Source organism: Prevotella pallens, assembly GCF_900454935.1.
In the GTDB taxonomy this organism is placed as follows: Bacteria; Bacteroidota; Bacteroidia; order Bacteroidales; family Bacteroidaceae; genus Prevotella; species Prevotella pallens.
Genome location: NZ_UGTP01000001.1, coordinates 602,739 through 624,961, shown reverse-complemented (window position 1 = coordinate 624,961; position 22,223 = coordinate 602,739). Strand labels below are relative to the sequence as shown.

The window sequence follows — 22,223 nt, the reverse complement described above, 5'->3', positions numbered from 1 at the left end:
TTAACTGATGAATTTGCGGTGAGAGAGTTTGACGTTTGTTTGATTGACCATCGCATAGTGCATGGTTGTATCAATTTTAACATGTCCAAGGAGTTTTTGCACTTGCTCTACGGGCATACCTTTATCTATAGCCATAGTTGCAAGTGTCCGACGGAACTTGTGTGGATGGACACGGACAATCTTAGAAAGCCTCCCAATCTTTCTTAGCCTTGTCTCTACTCCTGATATTTGTAATCGATTGTGTGGTTTGGCAAGAGACACGAACAATGCTTTGTTTCTGTCTTTTCGCTCTGCGAGATATTGCTGCAAATGAATCTTTGCACGAGCATTGAAATACACGATACGTTCCTTGTTGCCTTTACCGAAAACGATACACTCACGCTCATTGAAGTTTATATCCTCACGATTGAGCTTTACAAGTTCTCCAACACGCATACCAGTAGAAGCCAATAGGTCTATCATGGCTAAATCTCGTACCCTTGTACAGTTATCGCGCAGTTGTTCCAAATTTTCGTCAGTAAGGACTTCCTTAATCTGTGTTCCTGTCTTAACCTTGTGTATTCTACGTACAGGACTTTTAATGATGTAATCCTCATCCTCTAACCATGAAAAGAAAGATGAAAAGATACGACGGATATTGTCTATTGTAACTTTACTCGATTTGTGTTTCCGTTGAAATACAGCCAAATAAGCACGAATATCCTCTGTTGTATAGTTCGTAACTTTTTTAGGCATTTTCTTGAAAAGCTGATTAATGGTCGAGCCATAATATTTTATGGTAGGTGTGGTGCAACCTTCAACTTGCTTAGCTGACAAGAATATCTCTAACAGACGTTCGTTAGATGCATTGTTCTCTTGCATCAGCTCGTCGTCTGCTGTAATGGAGTAGTTACTAATTACTTGCAATAATACTCCATTGAGTTGTGCCATTTGTTCTACACTTAATATACCTGCCATTGCATTGCTAATTTCTAAAATCAAATTTTCTTTCATGTTCTTCTATATTAATGAATTGATAATATGGAAGAACATGCAGACATTTATTTGATAGTGAAACCTATGCTTGCCAACTGTTTTCGTATCTCATCCTCCAAATCATGAGATTGGGCAAATAAATCGGACAATTCGGTTGTGAGTTTGTCCATCTTCTCTTGAAAAGGAATACCATCGTCTTCCTGTTCTGCAATGCCGACATAACGTCCAGGGGTAAGAATATAGTCTTGTTTTGCCACATCACCAAGGGCTACAACTGCACAGAAGCCTTTTTCATTCTCAAGTGTACCATCATTATATTTATCAAAAGTGTCTGCAATCTTTTTTATGTCTGCTTCTTGAAGTTCACGAAGTTTCCGGGTAACCATTGTTCCCATGTTTCTTGCATCTACAAACAGAATTTTATTTTGCTGCTTTTTCTCTCGATTGAGGAACCATAGAGAAACAGGAATACCTGTGGTATAAAACAGCTGTGAGGGTAGGGCAACGATACCTTCTATTAAATCGGCCTTGATGATATTTTCACGAATTGTTCCTTCCCCTCCTGTCTGTGAAGATAAAGAACCATTTGCCAATACCATACCTATTTTCCCTTTGGGAGATAAATGATGAATCATGTGTTGCAACCATGCAAAGTTGGCATTGCCAGATGGTGGAATGCCAAATTTCCAACGCACATCATCTTGCAACTTGTCTGCTCCCCAATCACTGAGATTGAATGGCGGATTAGCCATGATAAAATCAGCTTTTAATGTGGGGTGTTGGTCGTCAAAGAATGTATCTGCATTAAACTTACCCAAATCAGCCTCAATGCCTCGAATGGCAAGATTCATCTGAGCCATCTTCCATGTCGTAGGATTGCTGTCTTGACCATAGACAGAAATATCTTTGATATTGCCTTGATGCCTTTCTATGAATTTGGCAGACTGAACGAACATTCCACCAGATCCGCAAGCAGGGTCATATACTCGTCCGTGATAAGGTTTCAGAACTTCGACAAGTGTTTGAACAATACAAGCAGGTGTATAAAATTCTCCTGCTAATTTCCCTTCTGCTTCTGCAAATTTAGAAAGACAATATTCATATGTGCGTCCCAATATATCTTTGGAATCTCCATGTTCTTTCATTTGAATATTGGTAAATAAATCTACCACATCACCCAAACGCCTTTTGTCTAATTCTGGTCGGGCGAAATTTTTGGGCAGAATACCTTTCAAACGAAGATTCTCCTTTTCAATAAGACGCATGGCATTGTCGATTATCGTACCTATTTCTGGTGTATGGGCTGCTTTTGCTACCACACTCCACCGTGCTTCTTGTGGAACAAAGAAAATATTATCCGCCATATATTCATCGCGGTCTTCCTCGAATCCTTCACCATTATTGACTAATTCTTGATATTTAGTCTCAAACTTATCGGAGATGTATTTTAGAAAAATCAATCCCAATACTACCGATTTATATTCGGAAGCATCCAGATTGCCACGAAGCAAATCTGCTGCTTTCCATATTTCCTTTTCAAATCCAATATCAGCTGTATTTTGTTTTGCCATGATTCTTTTTTATTATGTCTGAACTCTATTCTTGATGTAAATCGAAAAACTTCTTATTACTCATCTGGGGTGTTAATCAACTCCTTTGGATTAACCTGCAAAATCTCTGCTATCTGAAATAGCAATTCTAGGCTTGGCTGTCGACGATTGCAAACGTATGAGTTGACAATAGTGAAACTCTTACCGAGTTTCTCTGCAAGCCATGTTTGCTTAATCCCTTTCTCGATAAGCACCTCTTTAATTCTATTAGTTGGACTTTCCATAAATATTATATGATTGTTTGCAAATATAGTAAATTTTCTTGTATAAAATACTCAATAAGAGGGGAATTTTCCCCTCTTATTAAAGTTTATGTGTTCAACACTATTTGTTTTTCTTATTTTGCAGGTTATTCTGCATTAAACTATCTGCCTTTTGCTTCAATTCCATATCGTAACCATCGGCTTTCTTCTTGATTAGTTTGATAATCTTTTCATTGCGATGAATGTCAAACACATCATTGAGCCATAGAATTTCCTTAGGGCTACAACCTCGCCATACTCTAATGATACGAAATTTCAAGGCATCATCCTTGTATTGCTGTTTACATTGCCACAAGAAGTAATTGCCGACCAAAGAAACAAAACAAAGGACAGATACTGCTACCATATAAGTAAAGACTTTCGAGGATTTGATGTCAAAGCTGTGCCTGTGAATATGTTCCTGCGGTATTGGATGCTCTTTCTTCTCCTGCCATTCGTGCAACATGGTCAAGACACTTGCCACCAATTTGTCCATGGATTTAGCTTCCTCGTCCTTGATGCGCACTTGTACACCAATATACTTGTTAATCACTTCTTTAGTTCGCTGTTCATACTGATTGAGCAATTCCTGTTCTTTCTGCTCATCACTTTGTGCTGGTGTAGATTGAACAGGGAGGGAAACAGAACCATTCTCCTTTTCTTTCAACTCCTTTAGCTCCCTGTAAATTGTCTCCAGCTTGTTTTTGATTTCCTCAAAGAGGACAAATGTATTATTGTTAGCCATAGTTATAAATGTATTTTACGTTTTTTCTTTTTCTTCTTTTTGTCAAGTGTGTTGTAAACTTCCGCAGGAACAGTACTATGAGTTTGAAACAAATCCAATCCTCCTTCTATGAGGTTGTTGGTAATTTCGCTCGTAACACTTGCAACATTGGATATGAGGTTTAGCATTCCTTGTGTCTGATGTTCGTGTTCCCTGTCATTCTGTTGCAGGGCAAAGTCTATCTTGGAATAACTAAAACCCCTATCTACTTTAGAGCCATTGAAATGATAACCGTTCTTTTCAAAGATAATTCCCTGCACTTCTTGTGTATTGCCTTTGTACTTAAAGCGGACATCAATCCCTTCTCTCTCCAAGTGGACAAGTAACGCTTTCCAATCCCTGCACCGAGCAATTTCAGTTTTCAACGCCTGATAGATTTCATACTTGGTCTTGTCGGGTTCTTTCAGACGATGTTCCTTGACCTTCTCCTTGCCACCAGCAAAGTATAAACCGTATTTGGCAGTCAATTCTTTGCAAATCTTCTCACTTTTGAACCTGTCGTTACGATCAGAGATAGTCTTGCCGTTGTTATCTATCCGATTGAAAGCGATATGCACATGAGGGTGCTCCTTATCGAAATGGCGACCTATGATGTACTGCGTATCTTTTATTCCCATCTTCTCCATGTATTCACAAGCAATCTGCGCCATCCATTCATTACTGAGCTTGGAAGAATTCTGTACGGAGAAACTTAAGGAGATATGTCCCACAACCTTACCCACTCGTGGATTAAGTTCTGTTTGGTCGATGAAACTTTGAACAATATGGTTGATACTGTCTATTCTCACTCCGGAACTGTCTATAAGTTCCGTTCCTTTCTTCGGGTCAAGGATGTAATTGATTACACCCTTGAAGTCCGAACCTTTCATTATCTTTGCAATCATCTTCGTATCAGATTTAGGATTTCATCAATCTTGCTAATGATGATTTTATGGAAAGGCGCAATGGTATGAAATCCTTCCGCATTGGCGCGATGTGCCAACTGATTGAGGTTGTTTGCCATTCCACACAGCTTGCGGATGAAGTCTGCTTGCTCTACGGTCAGTCGCTCAATGACATTTCCTTTATCAAGAACTTTCCTTACAAAATCACTCATGGTTACTCCTGCGCTTTTAGCTTTGCCTTTGAGTGTATAGTAATCTTGCGTATTCAGTTTCACCGTGATACGGTATTTTTTCTTTTCGGCTACGCCCTTGGTTGGACGACCACCTTTTTTATATTCTGTTTTTATCATACTTGTTTCTTTTATTTGATTTGATGGAGACCAGCGGGATAATCCTCTGCAACGACTGTCAGGAGGTGGAGCAAGTGGTTTTGGTATGCCCAAAACATAAACTTGCTCACCAAAAACAGATTATGCAAAGCAAATCCTACAATCATAGCTTAATTCCTTTGATTTTCTTATTTTCTGCTTTCTCTGAATGCTTGAATTCAGCACATAAATACTCATTTAGGTCTTTATAATTTTGGAAGACGGAAGAGCAGCCTTGAACAGCGAAACCGTCTCTTTTAAGTTGTTCTAAAGTTCGCTTTCCTCCTTCATCATTATCTAAATATGAATAGACGAGCTTGTGCTTTGAAAGAAAAAATCTTGACTTTTTGATATTATTAATCGAGTTAAGTATCAGTGCAGCTTTCTTCTCTTCATCTGGACTCATCGTAAGCAGACTGAGATAATCCATAAAACCTTCAAACAAATTGATTTGTTCTGAAGGATTGGGAACATACGAGATATCGGAAGGAGGCAAACACCCTTTGAAATATGGATTGCGCAACGCATACCCATAAGAATTGTTTGGAAAGCCTATTGCGTAAAAACTCCTATCACCAATTCTATAATGGATCTCCTTACAATATTTTTTCGCAATGTTCAGATTGATTCCTCTATGTGTAAGATATTCTATGAGATTTGGATGACACAAGTTGGTAGAGCCAATAACCTCTATACGTGATTGGTTTGGAGAAATTGTTTTGCTATTAGCTATAGAGAATTTTGGTAGGTTATTTTGTTTGCCATTAAACAACTCTATAGCTTGTACTAAACTGCAATTATGTAATTTCATAACTAAATCTATAAGACTCCCACCTTCATCAAGTGCAAAGTCATACCATAGATTTTGGTTATAATCAACTTTGAAACTTGGAGTATGTTCATTTCGAAATGGACTTTTATACATTCCGTAATAGCTATAATTCTTTGTTGGGTATATAGACATACTACCTAAGTAATCTTTAATTGATATTGCTTTAATTTCATCTAATGTCATACTTGTAACTTTTAAGTTTAGTACTTACTACAATGTGATATTCTTGTAAGTCATTGACAATGAAAGAAAAACATGTAGTACTAACTATCTTTGTAGTAATTATTGCACATGTATATGGTAGGTTGGTAGTAATGAGGTAGTAATACCTTATATCATTATTTACTACGGTCTAACCTTTTTTCTTTCAATGCTTTATCTCTCTTTGTAGTAAAGTAGTATTAATAATTAGTATTGTAACTTTGAATAAAGGGATTGGGAACAATCTTGCGTATATGGTAGACATACATTGGATTGCCACCTATCCTTTTGGATTTCCGCAAGAAGCCAGCCTTTTTCAAGGCTTCTCCCATTCTCCTTTCACTTAGGTTAAGCGTTGTATATCCACGCAAATAGTTTAGGATTTCAGAAGTAGTCATATAACTTTCTTCGGTTACAGCTGGTTTTTCCATACCTTTAAGAAGCATTTCATACTCAACTGTCTGCACTTGAAACCCTTCGCTCTCTTGGTGTAGTTCAGCTATTTCCTCTTCATTAAACCAATAATGATAACCACTCCGCCACAATTCAACTGCCTCGGAGTACACCTTGTTTATATCAATCTCTTTAGCTGCGTCAATATCAATGTGTTCAACTTCAAAAGGTAGAAAGCGACGACTGCCTGTCGGATCTGTTAGAAAATCATTACCATTAACAGATGCCATAAAGCTTGCTAAGTGAGGATACTCCTCAATGTAAGTGTCGTATGGTCTACGATATTTTACTCTTGGTGTCGTTATCAGGTTCTTCAATTCATTTTCATCTCTCTTATTGAGTGCCTTTAGCTGGTCGTCAATATTGATAAAAAGATATTCCGCAATCAGTGTTTGTACATCTTTTCCTTGTGGGTCAATCTTTCCTGTGAAAAGATAACTCTTCAGTTCTTCTGGACAGAGTAAATCAAGGAAAGTTGTTTTGAATTTTCCTTGTTCACCTGTAAGAACTAAACATGTATGATTACGACACTGTAAATCATCCATAGCATTGGCTACGACAGCAACAAGCCATTTTACAAAATAATGCTGCCATTTATCAGGATTTCTCACCACAACACAATTTGCCAACCTTATGATTTCAGATTCATCTTCACCTTTAGGCTTTGGAAGATTCAACAAATACTCACGAATCGGGTTAACTTTATTGCAAAAGTCGCTCTCCAATATTGCTCGAATATTATCAGCTGGAGTATATATTCCCAAAGTCCCATCTACCAGCCGACGCATAGAGTTAATATCATATTTAGTAAGAGGACGAAATGAAGTATTAGAATCTTGTTCTCGAAACTCTGTTCTACTTTTAACTGTATTAAAACGAAAAGCATAATGCTCTTTCAAGAATTGCTCTATGCGTTCATTCTTAGATTGCTTGGCTCGCCCTTCAGCTCTTTCCTTTTCCATAATACATATATTTATAAAAGGGAAGAATCAGAATGTTTCTCAGAGATAAAAGTTTTTGCCTCCTCGTTGATTTCGGCAACAGTCTTTTTCTTACCTCCTTCAATCCATGCCAACAACTCATCTTCAAAAAAATAGAGATGCTTACCATTCTTATAACAAGGTAGTAAGCGTTTTCGTACTAAGGTGTAAACTGTTGGCTTGGCTTTCCCTATTAGTTTACACGCATCATCTATTCCAATAGGAATACGTTTGGGAGGGACAATAGTTTTTTGTCCTTTACATACTAAATTCTTGATTTCAGCAACTTCGCTGACTAAGTGAGCAACTGCCTTTGGCAAGTTCTCAAAAGTGATTTCATTTTGTACCATAATACTTGTTATTGATTTTTACGGTGCAAATGAAAAAAGTGTTTCCTCTGTGTCCTAAGACACTGAAGAAACACTATAAAAACACAATAGGTTTGTGTGTTATTCTGTTATTTGGTGGTCTGAAAGGCTTTGTGCAATAGGTATAGTGCCTTTCTTCTCATCATCACGGAGATGGCTTTTTATGCTTCCAACTTCCACATCTTTGAATGTAATGGCAAAAACCTGCTTAAGGAACTGCGAAATTTCATCTTGTTTGCCAACTCTAAAATGGTTCCATATATTCCAACCAAAATGAAACAGGTCTAAGGCAACTAAACCTTTAATATTAATTGGTTCAACGTGCGATAAGGGAAGCTTAGCGGAGTACAACTCTATATATTCACAAAGCTTGAGCAAGTCTTTGTCAGAAACATAAGGTGCGAATTGCTGTTGAGTATATTTAATAGCTATAGCACGTTTATCTTGTACTTTCTGGTCCATTAACCTTTGTTGCTGTTGCCGAATTGAGTCAAAGTTCATTGATTGTTGGTGTTGTTCGGAAGATGGACCGCCAACACCATCTACTACTTGTCCTGTCTCAATATCGGATGCATTATCATTTGTTTTATCTTCTTGTTTCTTTGGAAAGAAAAACTTGACTAATGCTGTAAATAGTCCCTCTACCAAAATAGACAATATAGAATAAACGATGATACCTATGGCAACAACACTCCAAAAGATTATTTGTGCGGTAAATTCATCAACCCCTAAACGTAAGGCAACCACTCTTGCAAACAATGCAATAATGACACAAACAACAAGAACGGACAGATATACTACAATATGTTCAAAATATTTGGTATTCATATTATGTTGTCGAATTCAGTTTTATCATTTTCAATATCTATTTGAATAGCATTGGCTGCTTTATTTTTCTTTTCATCGACAACCTTTGCATATACTTGAGTTGTTTTGACATTTGTATGCCCAAGCATCTTGCTTACAGTATAAATGTCTGTTCCGTTTGCAAGTTGAAGGGTAGCAAATGTGTGCCTAAAGCAATGAAAGCTGAGGTGTTTCTGAATACCAGCTTTTTCAATCCATGCCCTTAATGGACGAGAAATCCAAGAAGGATTTGGTAACCCTTCAAAAACAAGTTGTTCTGGTTGTCTTGGCTCTCCGCAAAGCTTAAACGCCTGTTCCGAGATAGGCATATACTCTACCCCTTTTGTCTTTTTCTGAGTAAAGAGAAGTTTGGCTTGGTTTCCTTCTATGGCTATTTCATTCCATTTTAGTTTTTGAATGTCGCAATGTCTTAATCCTGTTAGAGCTGAGAATAGTGCAGCTCGTTTAAGTACATCACGTTCACAAGGAGTATTAGCTAACTTGTTAAGTTCATCAAGGGTTAAGTATTCCCTTCGGGATTCTTGTTCCTGTATGCCTTTGATTTTTGCAGATAAATCTATGGTCAAATATCCGTCTATGAATGCTTGTTTGAGTGCAGCCTTAAAAATAGAAAAATACGTGGAAGCTGTGTTTCGTGATATTGTCCCTTTTTTACTTCCACCACAAGGAGCGGATAACAAGAAAAACTTGAAATCTTCTGCCAATCTATTATCTATCTGTGAAAAGAGTAGCGTGTCTCCAGCAAACATTTTCAACAAAACATGTACTCGTTCCCAGTTTGTTTGAATTGAAAGGGAACTATTACGGTGTCGCTTGTCTGCCACTTTATCAAAGTATTTGATGAAATTTTGTTGCAATCGTTCTTTCTGTTCTGCTTGTGCTGTTTCTGTGTCACTATACAAACTTGCATTATCATATTCACGCTGCCTTAGTTTTCTAACACTATCTGCATAAATACAGGCCTCTTGATCTATCTCACTTTTACATAAGATAATTCCGTTCAAATCTCGTTTAGGTTTGAAAGTTTGAGTTGCTTCGGTTGTACGAGCAGTTCTGCTTTTATCCCAAATAGGAGTTGTAATAGTGCGGTTTAGATACTCTCGAACTCTTTGTGGAGAATCTTTGCCAGCTACCCTCACAGGATAGCTTTCTATATACAGGTACCATTCTTTTCGATAGGCACTCTTTCGCAATCGTACTGTTGCCTTTGTATTATCAAGTTCTTTTCTCATTGTATGTCGTGGATTAGTGTTTATACAAATTGTCTATCTCTGATTTTGGCGCATAGACGTAATTACCAATCTGTCTTATTGGAATAGAATATTTGCGAATATGCAGATATACAGTACTATCATGGATACCAAACTTCTTAGCTATTTCTCCAATTGTATAACAATCTTCAGGCTCAAGCCGATAAGTCTTTACTTCCGATCGTTTTTCTTTTCTTCTTTCATCGTAAGGACGTAGATTGAAGCGTTCTTGTAAATCAGCTTTGCAAATACGTATCATCCTTAGTCCGAGGTTATAATAACGGACTTGTTTATTTCTGATTAAGCGATAAAGGGAATCTCGTCCAATATCAAATAATGCAGTTGCATCAGCTATTGAGAGATAGGGCTGGTTCTTCGGAACTCTTGCAGCCTTTTCTCTTTTCAATGCATCTAACAGTTCTTCCTTTTTTCTTTGTTTGTATGCAGCTTGAGAACAGTTCTTAGAGCAATATCTAGAGGTAAGCGTCTTTGCAATAAAAGATTTACCACAAATTTCGCATTTCCGCTCTATTTGAAATTTTGCACTCGCCATACTATTTGTATCTATTTGATTATCAATTTATCTTTTAAATTAAGTCGCACTTTATCTCCCATTAAGTCGCGGCACAAATATGGTACAAATATAAGCACAAAAACGATTAAAAACGATAAGATTTAATTATTATTAAGAAATAAAAATCCCAGCAACTTATTATGTTACTGGGATTTACTTATTTTTGATTAGCGTTTGTTAGCACTTTTACTTCACTTCCTCAAAGTCTGCATCTTGGATGGTGTCATCCTGCTTTGGCTGCTCCTGCTGACCAGCGTCTGCGCCTGGCTGAGGACCTGGCTGAGGACCTGCTTGGCTGTACATCTGCTGTGATGCAGCCTGCATAACAGTGTTGAGGTTGTTGATAGCAGTGTCGATAGCTGCAACATCTGCTGATTTGTGAGCATCCTTGAGCTGCTGGAGAGCAGACTCGATGCCTGACTTCTGGTCGGCTGGAATCTTATCACCGTTGTCCTTCAAGAAGTTCTCGGTGGTGAAAATCATTGAGTCAGCCTGGTTCAGCTTGTCAATCTTCTCACGCTCTGCCTTGTCGGCTGCTGCGTTCTGCTCAGCCTCAGCCTTCATACGGTTAATTTCGTCCTCGCTCAAACCACTTGAAGCCTCGATGCGGATGCTCTGCTCCTTACCTGTTGCCTTGTCTTTAGCAGATACATTAAGGATACCGTTAGCATCGATGTCGAATGTTACCTCAATCTGTGGAACACCACGGCGAGCTGGAGCAATACCTGTCAAGTTGAACTGACCGATAGACTTGTTCTGTGCTGCCATTGGGCGTTCGCCTTGCAGAACGTGGATAGTAACCTCTGTCTGGTTATCAGCTGCGGTAGAGAATACCTCGCTCTTCTTACAAGGGATAGTAGAGTTAGCATCGATAAGCTTTGTCATCACACCACCCATTGTCTCAATACCGAGTGTCAGCGGAGTAACATCGAGCAACACAATATCGCCTACACCGCTCTCCTTATTAAGGATAGCACCCTGGATAGCTGCACCAACAGCAACCACCTCATCTGGGTTAACACCCTTTGAAGGCTCCTTACCGAAGTAGTTCTTAACCAATGTCTGCACAGCAGGGATACGGCTTGAACCACCTACGAGGATAACCTCATCGATATCTGATGTCTGCAACTTAGCGTCGCGGATAGCATTCTGGCATGGAACGAGACAAGCCTGAATAAGGCTATGTGCCAACTGCTCAAACTGTGAACGTGTCAAAGTCTTTACCAAGTGCTTTGGAACGCCGCCCTCAGCTGTGATGTAAGGCAAGTTTATCTCTGTAGAAGAAGAGCTTGACAACTCTATCTTAGCCTTCTCAGCAGCCTCCTTCAGACGTTGCATAGCCATTGGGTCCTTTGTGAGGTCAACACCCTCTTCAGTCTTAAAGCCATTAACCAACCAATCAATGATTACTTGGTCGAAGTCATCACCACCAAGGTGAGTATCACCATTTGTAGAGAGCACCTCGAATACACCGCCACCGAACTCAAGGATTGAGATATCGAACGTACCACCACCAAGGTCGAATACGGCAATCTTCATATCCTTATTAGCCTTATCAACACCATAAGCAAGTGCTGCAGCAGTAGGCTCGTTCACAATACGCTGTACGTTAAGACCTGCAATCTGACCAGCTTCCTTGGTAGCCTGACGCTGTGAGTCAGAGAAGTAAGCAGGTACAGTGATAACTGCATCAGTTACTTCTTGGCCGAGGTAGTCCTCAGCAGTCTTCTTCATCTTCTGCAGAATCATTGCAGAAATCTCCTGTGGAGTATATTTACGGTCGTCAATCTGTACACGTGGATAGCCACCTTCATTAACAACCTTGAATGGAACACGCTCAGCCTCTTTCTTACACTGCTCGTAGGTCTCACCCATGAAACGCTTAATAGAGTAGATGGTCTTCTCTGGGTTTGTGATAGCCTGACGTTTAGCAGGATCACCTACTTTACGTTCGCCACCCTCAACGAAACCTACAACAGAAGGTGTTGTACGCTTACCTTCGCTATTTGCAATTACAACTGGTTCGTTACCTTCGAATACAGCAACACAACTGTTAGTTGTTCCTAAGTCAATTCCTATAATTTTTCCCATAATATGTATATTTTATTTTTTATTATTATCAATTCTTATTGTGTTTCCTGCTTTCGCAGTACGTGCACGTCCCAATAAATACAAACGATATGCCAACAGAAACAAACTGACAGAATGACGGACAAGATGACAAATCATACATAATTGATACCTTTATATTATATGGATTGATAGTATAACCTACCATACTTATTAATACAAAAAACTGTGTCAGCATTCATTATAAGAATGCTGACACAGTTACATTATATTTAAATACAAACAGCCTTATTTTACACTGAAGGTTGTTACTTTCATATCATTCTTCTCATTTCGTTTATCAGGATCTCCCAAAGAGATGCCATACTCGCCTGGTTTCAAATTCTCAATAACTATATAGTAAGAGCTCTGACCATACTTCTTAGCTTTAAAAGTAATCTGCCCAAGAGAGTTTGTTTTAGTTGCAGACAGCGTACCAGCTTCAGACAACTGTGCTCTTCGTTCCTTACCTTTTACCTCGAATGGAAATATATTAACCTGAACTCGGGATAAGAATAATACTCAAAAAAGTTGGTAATCTCGTTATATTTTTGTAACTTTATAGTTGAAAATCAATAACTTACAATTAATATAGCGATGATTACCAAAGACAAAATTACCGAAATCTTTTGTATTGCAGATGACTTTTGCAAAGAATTTGAGTCAGAAATTGATAAAATAGGGCTTCCTAATGATACCAAGTGTAAGCATCGCCTTCGTAAATGGCGTATGAGCAAGTCAGAAATCATAACCATAATGATCTGTTTTCATTTTAATTCTTATCGTAACTTTCAACATTATTATATGTTCTTTATCAAGGAGCATCTTGCAGATATGTTTCCTCATCTGTTATCCTATAATCGTTTTTTGGAGCTTGAAGCTAGAGTTTCGGTAGAAATGATGATGTTCTTGCAAATATGTTGTTTTGGCAGATGTACTGGTATTAGCTTTATTGACTCTACCTGTATCCCAGTCTGCCATAATAAACGTATTTACCGCAATAAGGTTTTTAAGGATTATGCTACCAGAGGCAAAAGCACAATGGGTTGGTATTTTGGATTTAAACTGCACCTTATATGCAATGAACGAGGGGAAATTCTCAACTTTATGCTTACCAAAGCCAATGTAGATGATAGAGATGAGAATGTCTTTAATAGGCTGACTGATAATGTTTTTGGAAAATTATTTGCCGATAAAGGATACATCTCTAAGGGACTATTTGAAAAATTATTCAATGATGGCATTAACTTGGTAACAGGTATAAGAAGTAATATGAAAAACAAGTTAATCCCAATATATGATAGACTGCTTTTAAGAAAAAGATCTGTAATTGAAACTATCAATGACGAACTGAAAAATGTAGCACAATTGGTCCACTCTAGACATAGAAGTGTACTTAATTTTGCTATGAATGTATTATCAGCAATGGCTGCATATAGCTTCTTTGAAAAGAAACCTGAAGTCAATTTAGATTTCTGCATAGAACAACACAACGGTCAACTTTCTTTGTTCTAAAAAAACAGTTTGTTTTTGATAAAAAGGAGTAGCCTCAATCTAAGACGATTGAGGCTAAATGGGTTTTAGGATAAATAAATTAGAGTAATAAAAAGAAACTTATCCCGAGTTCAGGTTATTAATAAATGACTCTGGATCGGTTGAATTATTTGCAGCCTTAATAATAAGACGAACATCTTTACCAGCAGGCACAGATACAGAAGAAGTAGGACCACTCAAAGTAATACGTGTCTTTACTTTTCCAATACCAACAATATATAACGATGCACCAGCTTTTGTTTTAATAACACCAGACTCTCGTGGTAGTTTCTGATACTCCGTGTCAGAAGTAAGCAAGTAAGTTTGATCAGCAAACTCTGGTTCAGGAACCGAAACTTTTTGTGCAAAAGATGTTGTCAATCCTAACAACATAAACACAATTGTGAAAATATACTTTCTCATACAGTTATAATTTTTGTTGGTTACAAAGCTATAAATTTAAATCGATAAAATATAGAATATACTTTAATTTTATTATAAATTAACATTATTATGCCTAACCAAAAACATACTACTGTTTGGGCACATACTATAATGCCTAAATTGGAATTTCGCAGAATGAAGCTATTCATAATATTCTGCTGAATAATTATCGTTCAGCTATTATGACATAACAACATAAAGGGTCTGATTTAATATGATGTCTAAAACGTAACTGGCAGACGTCTGAAACAAGCGTGACAGATATCTGAAACGCAACTGACAGATATCTGAAACAAAAGTAACTTATATCTGCATTATTCTATTTGGTTTATGAATGCCTATAGGCTCTGCTTACAATGTAGCTAACTACTATTAACAGCACTCCACCTTATTTATTTCTCTAACCATAGGAAAATAGAAAAGAAAAAGAGAGGATACACACATTCAGGCATATCCTCTCTCTCTATTATTCACTACTGTTCCAGAGCCAGAAAAAGCAGTCTGCAAACAGTTTGTTTTCTAATTTACATTACATATTGTCGCAGCTTTCATCTTCGTGAACTGCCACCTTAGCATCTTTGGTAGTTTTAACAGCCTTATAGCCAAACTTCTGAAACGAGTCTTGAAGTTTCTTTTCTGTAGTTTTAGCCGCATCGTAGGTAACAAATACTTTCTGTGCTTCTATGTCTGTCTTTATTTCCTTGACACCCTTTTCAAAGCGGAGGTTACCTTTTATTTTATTTTCGCAGTTCTCACAGTGCATCTGTGGAGTAGTTGTGAAAATAACAGTCTTGATGTCTTTTGCCGATGCAGTAATGGCTACCATTGCTAACATCATAATAATTAAACTTTTCTTCATCGTACTTTTATTTTTAAGTGAAGCCTTACCAAACTACCATAGTAAATTTGTTGGGGCTATGTTGTTTACTATATTTATCTATGCAGTGTACTATATCTATTTTGACAAACGGTTTCCAAGATTCACACGAATACTAACGTAGCCCATTGCACCTTGTACTGGTCCATAGACTAACGTAGGTTCAAACGTTTGTGCCCATGGTGTGTGATAGCCTATAATAGGATTTTTTTGCTTGTAATTTGTAAGATTTTCGCCACCCACTTGTATAGAGAAATGACGGAAGTTACGAGTTATCTGTGCATTTAACTGTCCGTACGCCTTATAGTTAGAAGCCCACGATGGTGTTCCAGCAGCTGTTGTGTAAGGTGTTGGCATACGCCCGCTGCCATTTAGGGCAAATGTAGCATCAAATTGCCATAGTCCAAGCGGTGTTTTATAGCTTGCAGTAAGCAACCCCTTATATCTGCTCTGCAAAGGCTTAGATAGCAACTGTCCGCCGTAGGTAGTTTTTACAAGATTGTAGCGATAAGCAGCTGTGAGTTCGAAGCCGCGAAACACAGGATAAGATGCATCTATTTGGAATGTATGCGAATAGCTCTTACCATTAAGATTGTCTATGTGCAACTCCAACGGATTAGAATCGTAATCAATAACCGTTTGATTGGTAAAGTGCGTATAATAGTATTCTGCGTTCAGCTTTAAATTCTTGTTAAACAATGGTATATTGAAAGCCATATTCGCTCCATAATTCCATGCAGCTTCTTGTTTTAACGGCTGGTCGATGATGAGACGACGTCCAGAAGCCATTAGATAGTTATATTCTGCCAAAGCATGTGGGCTTCGATATCCTTTTCCAGCGGAGAGACGAAGCGTTAAGAAGTCGGTAGCCACCCATTTAACATGGAAACGTGGTGTAGCAAACGTTCCATAAACATTACTATGGTCTACACGGAATCCAGCCATTGCAACAAGCCGATTGTGCAAATTGAGTGTATACTGAACGTATGCGCCGGGAGTTGTTTCGCTTTCAACGTTATCTTTCAACGGATACAAGTTACCATAGTTAGCTGGAATAGCTGTAGGATTGAGCAATGAAAGATTTTGGCGCAGATAGTCGTGGTTGAAACTAACACCAGTAGATAAATTGTGTACTTCGGCAATATTAGTTTCGAAAATCAACGAAGCGTAAGCATTTTTCTCGTTCACATCGTAATGCTTAATGCCATAGTCTGCTCTTTGTTCGTGTAGCGACACATTTCCCATAAATGCAATATTAGTGCCGTGTTTTGCGTTGAGTATAAAGGCATGCTTCATATACCCTTCGTATCTATTTGTACCTATATTAATACGATACGGAGTAGCTCCAGCAGCAAGATGGTGCGAGTGGTTAGTTTGCCCACTGGTTCTATCTTCTTTTAAGAAACTCAGTCCAGCATGTAGCATATAATTGTTCTTTTTCCAAAACCATCGATTCTGAAGATTGTACTGACGCACTTGTGGGTCGTCTTGAAATCCATCTCCATTGCCATCGTGATGACTCCAGTTATTCTCAAAGTGGGCTAAAACCTCTGTACTAAGATTCTTGTTTCCACCAATGTGCAGATTTGCATCGGCATTAGCTTCAAACTTTCCCATTGTGCTTCCATATACATTAATAGTAGCACCTTGTTCGTCCTCAGGTTTCAGATACTCTACATTAATCTGTCCTGTCATAGCCTCATAACCATTCTTTACCGAAGAGTTTCCTTTACTAACTTGTATACTCTTCATCCACGAACCAGGAACATAGCCTAAGCCGTATGGCAAAGCTGCGCCACGAAAGTTAGGTAAGTTTTCGGTAAGCATTTGCACATACGTTCCACTCAAACCAAGCAATTTCACTTGTCGTGCACCTGTTGTAGCGTCAGAGTAGTTTACATCTACCGATGGATTATTAACAAAGCTTTCGCCAAGATTACAGCAAGCAGCCTTAAAAAGTTCGTCGCGCAAAATATCTTGTCCGTTAATAGCTCCGCCCAATGTACGCACAGTGGCGCGACGTGCTGTAACGGTTACGTTCTCGAGTTTTTGCTCTTTCATTGTTGTTACTGTATCCGCAACTTCGTTCTGTGCAATAGCAGATACAGAAAATAGCAGGGAGGTTCCCGCGAGTATAATATTCTTGTTCATATATTTTAATTTAGTGAATATAACGATAGTAGCCAACAAACCTGCCATTAGCAGTTTATTGGACCAATGAAACATTAATAACAATCACTAAATCAAATTAATAGCACGGTAAGCCGCTGTAGATATTGTCGTGGTGGACTATGCCAAGAATACAACAATAGTCGTATGGGCGATAATACGAAAAGCAGTATGGGCAAAGCCATTAATAGCGTTACAAAAGCTACAAGTAGCAACTGTTGCATAGGCTGCATATCGAAATGTAACGGAGCAGCTTGGTTCAATTCGGCAAGCTTTTGTATATGCACTGTCATACAATGGTCGTTAGAAGTTTTCTCACAACCCTTGTTGTTCGCTGGCATTTTGCCTACAGTTACATTTCCTGTATGTGCACATTGCATAACTACAAAGCCTGTTGCTGTCCATACAATCATAACAGACAGTAACAACAATAGTAGTATGTGCATTACTCTTTTCATTGTAAGCGCAAAATTACAACTAAAAACCTTATCTCTATAAAAAATAAATATACTTTAACACTGATAACGCCACAATAATAGTTAAAGCTATAAGATTTTGATTTATATCACCATTACAAGTGCATACAACTGTAATGTGGCATTTTTAGCAAAAAAAAGCACAGATATTCATCGTTAATCATAATTTTACCGTAATTTTGTGGCTATTAAATAATGGTAAAATTAACATTTAAGGTAAAAGATTATGAAGAAGATAAGAGCAGCAGTAGTTGGCTACGGTAATATAGGGCACTACGCACTTGAGGCACTCGAAGCAGCTAAAGACTTCGAGATTGCTGGTATTGTACGACGTCAGGGCGATAAAGACAAACCATTAGCACTATCTCTATACGAGGTTGTAGACGACATTGCAAAACTAAAGAATGTAGATGTGGCAATTCTTGCAACACCAACACGTAGCTGTCCGGAATATGCAGAACGTATAGTAGCATTAGGTATCAACACCGTAGATTCGTTCGATATTCACACAAGCATATTGGACTATCGCACAAAGCAGATGGAACACTGCAAGAAAGCTGGAAAAGTGAGTGTAATTGCTGCTGGTTGGGACCCAGGTTCCGACTCTGTTGTACGTGTGCTAATGGAAAGTTTGGCACCAAAAGGCATATCTTACACTAACTTCGGTCCTGGTATGTCTATGGGACATTCTGTTTGCGTACGTAGCAAAGAAGGTGTAAAAAATGCTCTCTCTGTTACCATTCCATTAGGTGAAGGCATTCACAGACGTATGGTATATGTTGAATTAGAAGATGGTGCAAAGCTCGACGATGTTACAAAAGCTATTAAGGCTGACCCCTACTTTGCCCACGATGAGACACACGTGTTTGCAGTTGCAAGTGTAGACGACTTACGCGATATGGGACACGGTGTACATCTTATTCGTAAAGGTGTAAGCGGAAAAACGCAGAACCAACGCATAGAATTTAATATGAGTATAAATAACCCTGCATTAACAGGACAGATACTTGTAAATTGTGCACGTGCAACTATGCGATTGACTCCGGGTTGCTACACAATGCCTGAGATACCTGTTATTGACTATCTTCCAGCTTCACGCGAAGAGGTTATCAACACATTGGTATAACACTCGTTCCACACACTATTATATATCGTTGCATCTTTAAAACAGAAGCAACGATATATAACTTAACATAAGTAAACTTTACTGATAAAACAATATCTACACAGAAACAACAAAAACAACAAATTGTAGAAATAGAGAGAAATGGAAAAGGCATTAAAGAACTTTATCTCGCAATTCCAACAAAAAATACCACAGCTTATCAGTCTATCGGTTGATTATGACAAGGTTTCAAAGAAATTAAAACAATACCACATTAACTTAGAATCGAAATCGCTACATAAGCTCTGGGGATATATACAAACTAAAGAAAAGCCATCTAAAAAGACATTAGACAGACTTGCTTTATTTGCAGGTTTCCAAACTTGGGAAGATTTGCTGACAGCTATACATGGTAACTGCGATGGACAATTAAACTACGAAGACAAAAACGATAAAAAATAAATAGAATATAGATTCTATAGAAAAAAGATGGGGAGTTGCAAGCAACACATACAGTTTATATTTATCTCATATTAGGCATACGGCTAAATCCAAGACATGACTCCCGACAGGACTTGCTCCATCTCATAGAAAGTTATTAAGCAATTCACTTGCGGGTAGGTGTTCTCTCCCCCACACACGATAATCTAAAATCATCTGAAGGAATCTCAGTTTTCTATTCCTCCCATTCAGTGTATTCGTCTGACAAGCCAAGCACGGCAATCACCACAGGAGGCTCGTGTGCTACCACGATTCATTTCGTGTGGTTTGTTGCCACTTTTAGAGTTACGCATCTATGATGCAAACTGCTAATTGGAAATTACTTTTACTGAAAGGGTGGAACTATCATCATCAGAGTTCATTATACAATACCTATTTTGAGGTATTGTATCATTTCCTTACCTTTTCTATCTTTGCACCGAATAAATTTCATTCTTATGATAAGAAATAAACACGACATACCACAGGGATATGGGTTCCCGTTAAGCCAAGCGAGGGTGGGTGAAATATTATAATGAGAGAAGGTTTCATGAATCGTTAGATAATCTTACACCCAAAGACGTATATTTAGGGCAAGGGGAGAAAATCAAAAAGATAAGAGAAATAATAAAACAAAATTCAATCAACAAAAGAATTTTTGATAATAAAACAAGGAAATATCAGAGTAAATAACTACATTTGCAGTTGTGCACTTTTGTTTGACAACGTACAATCCCACACCTTAAGAGTGTAATAACTTGTGTGCGTTATATTATTCAAGGGAGAAATAGAAACTCTAAAAAACAAAGTATCATTGAAATAATAAAGAAAAATTCAATCAAAAAAAGAATTTTTGATAATAAAACAATGAAATATCAGAGCAAATAACTACATTTGCAGTTGTGCACTTTTGTTTGACAACGTACAATCCCACACCTTAAGAGTGTAATAACTTGTGTGCGTTATATTATTCAAGGGAGAAATAGAAACTCTAAAAAACAAAGTATCATTGAAATGACTATTCTTTAGTTTCTTATTATATGGGGTTACGATACAGTAAACACTATCATCATAGTTATATTTTTCATATTCAACTATTATTTGGTATGGGAGTTCTGGGTGATTGTTTCCAGTATCATCCTTTTTTGTTAGCTTGATTGCGTGCATGTTCATGAAGTTGTCCCATTTAAATCCCTTTTCAACAAAAATACTTTTTACATGTAATAGTGGGGACACTTTATATTTTACATCCTTGACAAATACACCATTATTTTTGGATTCCTGTTTAGTTAAAGAAAACATTCTTGCTCCATCATAGCCATATCCATAATATCCAATTGATATATTTAAGACTTCAAGAAATAATACACACAATGCAATTATCAGGAAACATATAATAATGACTTTTTTTTTCATTTTCATATACAAATAGGATTAGGTGATACGTCATTAAATAACATGATCTCTGCAGATTTCTGTATATTGGTCGAGTGGTTCTGATGTCATTTGCTTTATGATTTCGCTACTATAAAGTTACTGATAATCAGCCACTTGACCAAATACTATTAGTTATATTAAGTTAATTAACTCTCTCATTTTCAAACGATTATATTGGAATTAACGAAGTATTGCTTTTATTCTAATCCAAAAAATCATTTTTGTATTTGTTTCTTATCGTAATAACATCTAATTTAATATATTACCGTTTTTACCTCAGGATGGTAAATGGACTTCTTAACTTATCGAATCTATTAAAAATATTTATCAAGTTATACTTTGATGTAATCCAACCATAATTCTGATTTTGAAATCCTTGTAGAGATTTCTCTATCACTACTCCTGTTTCAAATACTCTAGTTCCATTTTTATAAAGAATAAAACTACTGGTTACTGTTGACAAATCGCCACCAGTATAGATAAACTTACATCTTTTCTTTAGAATATTTAATATAGATATATCATCTGTAAATAGTTTATTACTACATAAATCACCTTTTATCAACTCATAATCGTCATTGCTTAATAACAAATAAGCCTCCCATTTTCCTGAGTTAAAATTGAAATTATTTAATGGGTTAATTGATTGTCCTTTAATATAATTCTCTGTTGAACTTTGGATATTTGGTGACAAATCCAGTATAATAGGGTAGCCAGTAATTAGAGCTAACCCTCCATAACAAACTGCACATAATAAGCAGACAACAAGAACTATTCTTTTTAAAAATTTCATTTCCGTCCTCCTTTCTTAGTTACAATATTTCCGTTAACTTTAACACCATCAAGCTCTTTATAATTGTACGTTGTCAAACAAAAGTACACAACTGCAAATGTAGTTATTTACTCTGATATTTCCTTGTTTTATTATCAAAAATTCTTTTGTTGATTGAATTTTGCTTTATTATTTCTCTTATCTTTTTGATTTTCTCCCCTTGCCCTAAATATACGTCTTTGGGTGTAAGATTATCTAACGATTCATGAAACCTTCTCTCATTATAATATTTCACCCACCCATCGATAGCATTTTCCAATTCAGAGGGACAAAAATAATGATTTAGCTTAATCACATTTTTCATTGATCTGTTATATCGTTCTATCTTTCCCTGCGTCTGAGGATGCAAGGGTTTGCCATGGATATGCTTGAT

General features: G+C 37.3%; 23 protein-coding genes and 1 pseudogene. 3 read left to right on the top strand and 21 right to left on the bottom strand.

The window, feature by feature from the left end; all coding sequences use genetic code 11:
- The 14 genes and pseudogenes from xerA to DX009_RS02700 all read right to left on the bottom strand — a co-directional run.
- On the bottom strand, positions 1 to 993 hold the full coding sequence (gene xerA / locus DX009_RS02765) for a site-specific tyrosine recombinase/integron integrase (protein ID WP_023925596.1): 993 nt from the start codon (positions 991 to 993) through the stop codon (positions 1 to 3).
- Positions 994 to 1,040: 47 nt separating this feature from the next.
- Positions 1,041 to 2,546 carry a type I restriction-modification system subunit M gene (locus tag DX009_RS02760; RefSeq protein WP_115082931.1) on the bottom strand — a complete coding sequence of 502 codons (1,506 nt, stop codon included), beginning with the start codon at positions 2,544 to 2,546 and terminating at the stop codon, positions 1,041 to 1,043.
- Positions 2,547 to 2,602: 56 nt separating this feature from the next.
- The gene (locus tag DX009_RS02755; RefSeq protein WP_004362600.1) at positions 2,603 to 2,809 is read right to left on the bottom strand and encodes a helix-turn-helix domain-containing protein; all 207 of its coding nucleotides are present in this window, start codon (positions 2,807 to 2,809) and stop codon (positions 2,603 to 2,605) included.
- Between the two features lie 100 nt (positions 2,810 to 2,909).
- Positions 2,910 to 3,572 (bottom strand): hypothetical protein, encoded by a 663-nt coding sequence (locus DX009_RS02750; protein WP_115082930.1) that lies wholly within the window; start codon positions 3,570 to 3,572, stop codon positions 2,910 to 2,912.
- 2 nt (positions 3,573 to 3,574) lie between these two features.
- Positions 3,575 to 4,495 carry a relaxase/mobilization nuclease domain-containing protein gene (locus DX009_RS02745; RefSeq protein WP_115082929.1) on the bottom strand — a complete coding sequence of 307 codons (921 nt, stop codon included), beginning with the start codon at positions 4,493 to 4,495 and terminating at the stop codon, positions 3,575 to 3,577.
- Positions 4,492 to 4,845: a plasmid mobilization protein gene (locus DX009_RS02740; RefSeq protein WP_115082928.1), complete on the bottom strand. Its 354-nt coding sequence runs from the start codon at positions 4,843 to 4,845 to the stop codon at positions 4,492 to 4,494. Before DX009_RS02740 ends, DX009_RS02745 begins: the two co-directional genes overlap by 4 nt.
- Before the next feature lie 142 nt (positions 4,846 to 4,987).
- Complete coding sequence (locus DX009_RS02735; protein ID WP_115082927.1) at positions 4,988 to 5,878, bottom strand: toprim domain-containing protein; 891 nt, start codon at positions 5,876 to 5,878, stop codon at positions 4,988 to 4,990.
- A gap of 218 nt (positions 5,879 to 6,096) precedes the next feature.
- A complete protein-coding gene (locus tag DX009_RS02730; RefSeq protein WP_115082926.1) occupies positions 6,097 to 7,311 on the bottom strand; it encodes a virulence-associated E family protein in 1,215 nt (404 codons plus the stop codon).
- An 11-nt stretch (positions 7,312 to 7,322) separates the two neighbouring features.
- On the bottom strand, positions 7,323 to 7,679 hold the full coding sequence (locus DX009_RS02725; protein ID WP_025792933.1) for a helix-turn-helix domain-containing protein: 357 nt from the start codon (positions 7,677 to 7,679) through the stop codon (positions 7,323 to 7,325).
- Between the two features lie 99 nt (positions 7,680 to 7,778).
- Entirely contained in the window at positions 7,779 to 8,525 is a 747-nt protein-coding gene (locus DX009_RS02720; RefSeq protein ID WP_115082925.1) for a mobilization protein, read from the bottom strand.
- A complete protein-coding gene (locus DX009_RS02715) occupies positions 8,522 to 9,796 on the bottom strand; it encodes a site-specific integrase (RefSeq protein ID WP_115082924.1) in 1,275 nt (424 codons plus the stop codon). Before DX009_RS02715 ends, DX009_RS02720 begins: the two co-directional genes overlap by 4 nt.
- 13 nt (positions 9,797 to 9,809) lie before the next feature.
- A complete protein-coding gene (locus DX009_RS02710) occupies positions 9,810 to 10,367 on the bottom strand; it encodes a helix-turn-helix domain-containing protein (protein ID WP_115082923.1) in 558 nt (185 codons plus the stop codon).
- A 207-nt stretch (positions 10,368 to 10,574) separates the two neighbouring features.
- Positions 10,575 to 12,479 carry a molecular chaperone DnaK gene (gene dnaK / locus DX009_RS02705; protein WP_115082922.1) on the bottom strand — a complete coding sequence of 635 codons (1,905 nt, stop codon included), beginning with the start codon at positions 12,477 to 12,479 and terminating at the stop codon, positions 10,575 to 10,577.
- Between the two features lie 267 nt (positions 12,480 to 12,746).
- A pseudogene (locus DX009_RS02700) lies at positions 12,747 to 12,995 on the bottom strand (hypothetical protein); the annotation flags it as partial.
- Between the two features lie 99 nt (positions 12,996 to 13,094).
- On the opposite strand from DX009_RS02700, the gene DX009_RS02695 reads away from it, so the two are divergent.
- On the top strand, positions 13,095 to 14,012 hold the full coding sequence (locus DX009_RS02695; protein WP_115082805.1) for an IS982 family transposase: 918 nt from the start codon (positions 13,095 to 13,097) through the stop codon (positions 14,010 to 14,012).
- A gap of 99 nt (positions 14,013 to 14,111) precedes the next feature.
- Here the strand turns inward: DX009_RS02695 and DX009_RS02690 are convergent, their stop codons facing one another.
- The 4 genes from DX009_RS02690 to DX009_RS02675 form a co-directional block, all read right to left on the bottom strand.
- On the bottom strand, positions 14,112 to 14,453 hold the full coding sequence (locus DX009_RS02690) for a hypothetical protein (RefSeq protein ID WP_245944569.1): 342 nt from the start codon (positions 14,451 to 14,453) through the stop codon (positions 14,112 to 14,114).
- Between the two features lie 550 nt (positions 14,454 to 15,003).
- Positions 15,004 to 15,333: a heavy-metal-associated domain-containing protein gene (locus DX009_RS02685; RefSeq protein ID WP_006045523.1), complete on the bottom strand. Its 330-nt coding sequence runs from the start codon at positions 15,331 to 15,333 to the stop codon at positions 15,004 to 15,006.
- A gap of 96 nt (positions 15,334 to 15,429) precedes the next feature.
- Entirely contained in the window at positions 15,430 to 17,502 is a 2,073-nt protein-coding gene (locus DX009_RS02680) for a TonB-dependent receptor plug domain-containing protein (RefSeq protein WP_115083798.1), read from the bottom strand.
- A gap of 92 nt (positions 17,503 to 17,594) precedes the next feature.
- Positions 17,595 to 17,966 (bottom strand): hypothetical protein, encoded by a 372-nt coding sequence (locus tag DX009_RS02675; protein ID WP_245944568.1) that lies wholly within the window; start codon positions 17,964 to 17,966, stop codon positions 17,595 to 17,597.
- Positions 17,967 to 18,222: 256 nt separating this feature from the next.
- On the opposite strand from DX009_RS02675, the gene DX009_RS02670 reads away from it, so the two are divergent.
- Positions 18,223 to 19,122: a diaminopimelate dehydrogenase gene (locus DX009_RS02670; protein WP_115082920.1), complete on the top strand. Its 900-nt coding sequence runs from the start codon at positions 18,223 to 18,225 to the stop codon at positions 19,120 to 19,122.
- Between the two features lie 141 nt (positions 19,123 to 19,263).
- Positions 19,264 to 19,563: a hypothetical protein gene (locus DX009_RS02665; RefSeq protein ID WP_115082919.1), complete on the top strand. Its 300-nt coding sequence runs from the start codon at positions 19,264 to 19,266 to the stop codon at positions 19,561 to 19,563.
- A gap of 906 nt (positions 19,564 to 20,469) precedes the next feature.
- On the opposite strand, the gene DX009_RS02650 is transcribed toward DX009_RS02665, so the two are convergent.
- The 3 genes from DX009_RS02650 to DX009_RS02640 form a co-directional block, all read right to left on the bottom strand.
- The gene (locus DX009_RS02650) at positions 20,470 to 21,003 is read right to left on the bottom strand and encodes a hypothetical protein (protein ID WP_115082917.1); all 534 of its coding nucleotides are present in this window, start codon (positions 21,001 to 21,003) and stop codon (positions 20,470 to 20,472) included.
- A gap of 286 nt (positions 21,004 to 21,289) precedes the next feature.
- Positions 21,290 to 21,811 (bottom strand): hypothetical protein, encoded by a 522-nt coding sequence (locus DX009_RS02645; protein WP_115082916.1) that lies wholly within the window; start codon positions 21,809 to 21,811, stop codon positions 21,290 to 21,292.
- Positions 21,812 to 21,914: 103 nt separating this feature from the next.
- A complete protein-coding gene (locus tag DX009_RS02640; RefSeq protein WP_115082915.1) occupies positions 21,915 to 22,214 on the bottom strand; it encodes an integrase core domain-containing protein in 300 nt (99 codons plus the stop codon).
- Positions 22,215 to 22,223: the final 9 nt, after the last annotated feature.

Coding starts and splice junctions, on each gene's coding strand:
- DX009_RS02750 (WP_115082930.1), bottom strand. CDS start 3,572: ATGGCTAACAATAATACATTTGTCCTCTTTGAGGAAATCAAAAACAAG.
- DX009_RS02745 (WP_115082929.1), bottom strand. CDS start 4,495: ATGATTGCAAAGATAATGAAAGGTTCGGACTTCAAGGGTGTAATCAAT.
- DX009_RS02725 (WP_025792933.1), bottom strand. CDS start 7,679: ATGGTACAAAATGAAATCACTTTTGAGAACTTGCCAAAGGCAGTTGCT.
- DX009_RS02685 (WP_006045523.1), bottom strand. CDS start 15,333: ATGAAGAAAAGTTTAATTATTATGATGTTAGCAATGGTAGCCATTACT.
- DX009_RS02715 (WP_115082924.1), bottom strand. CDS start 9,796: ATGAGAAAAGAACTTGATAATACAAAGGCAACAGTACGATTGCGAAAG.
- DX009_RS02670 (WP_115082920.1), top strand. CDS start 18,223: ATGAAGAAGATAAGAGCAGCAGTAGTTGGCTACGGTAATATAGGGCAC.
- DX009_RS02665 (WP_115082919.1), top strand. CDS start 19,264: ATGGAAAAGGCATTAAAGAACTTTATCTCGCAATTCCAACAAAAAATA.
- DX009_RS02695 (WP_115082805.1), top strand. CDS start 13,095: ATGATTACCAAAGACAAAATTACCGAAATCTTTTGTATTGCAGATGAC.
- DX009_RS02690 (WP_245944569.1), bottom strand. CDS start 14,453: ATGAGAAAGTATATTTTCACAATTGTGTTTATGTTGTTAGGATTGACA.
- DX009_RS02735 (WP_115082927.1), bottom strand. CDS start 5,878: ATGACATTAGATGAAATTAAAGCAATATCAATTAAAGATTACTTAGGT.
- DX009_RS02680 (WP_115083798.1), bottom strand. CDS start 17,502: ATGAACAAGAATATTATACTCGCGGGAACCTCCCTGCTATTTTCTGTA.
- DX009_RS02720 (WP_115082925.1), bottom strand. CDS start 8,525: ATGAATACCAAATATTTTGAACATATTGTAGTATATCTGTCCGTTCTT.
- DX009_RS02645 (WP_115082916.1), bottom strand. CDS start 21,811: ATGAAATTTTTAAAAAGAATAGTTCTTGTTGTCTGCTTATTATGTGCA.
- DX009_RS02740 (WP_115082928.1), bottom strand. CDS start 4,845: ATGATAAAAACAGAATATAAAAAAGGTGGTCGTCCAACCAAGGGCGTA.
- DX009_RS02760 (WP_115082931.1), bottom strand. CDS start 2,546: ATGGCAAAACAAAATACAGCTGATATTGGATTTGAAAAGGAAATATGG.
- dnaK (WP_115082922.1), bottom strand. CDS start 12,479: ATGGGAAAAATTATAGGAATTGACTTAGGAACAACTAACAGTTGTGTT.
- DX009_RS02675 (WP_245944568.1), bottom strand. CDS start 17,966: ATGCACATACTACTATTGTTGTTACTGTCTGTTATGATTGTATGGACA.
- DX009_RS02755 (WP_004362600.1), bottom strand. CDS start 2,809: ATGGAAAGTCCAACTAATAGAATTAAAGAGGTGCTTATCGAGAAAGGG.
- xerA (WP_023925596.1), bottom strand. CDS start 993: ATGAAAGAAAATTTGATTTTAGAAATTAGCAATGCAATGGCAGGTATA.
- DX009_RS02650 (WP_115082917.1), bottom strand. CDS start 21,003: ATGAAAATGAAAAAAAAAGTCATTATTATATGTTTCCTGATAATTGCA.
- DX009_RS02730 (WP_115082926.1), bottom strand. CDS start 7,311: ATGGAAAAGGAAAGAGCTGAAGGGCGAGCCAAGCAATCTAAGAATGAA.
- DX009_RS02710 (WP_115082923.1), bottom strand. CDS start 10,367: ATGGCGAGTGCAAAATTTCAAATAGAGCGGAAATGCGAAATTTGTGGT.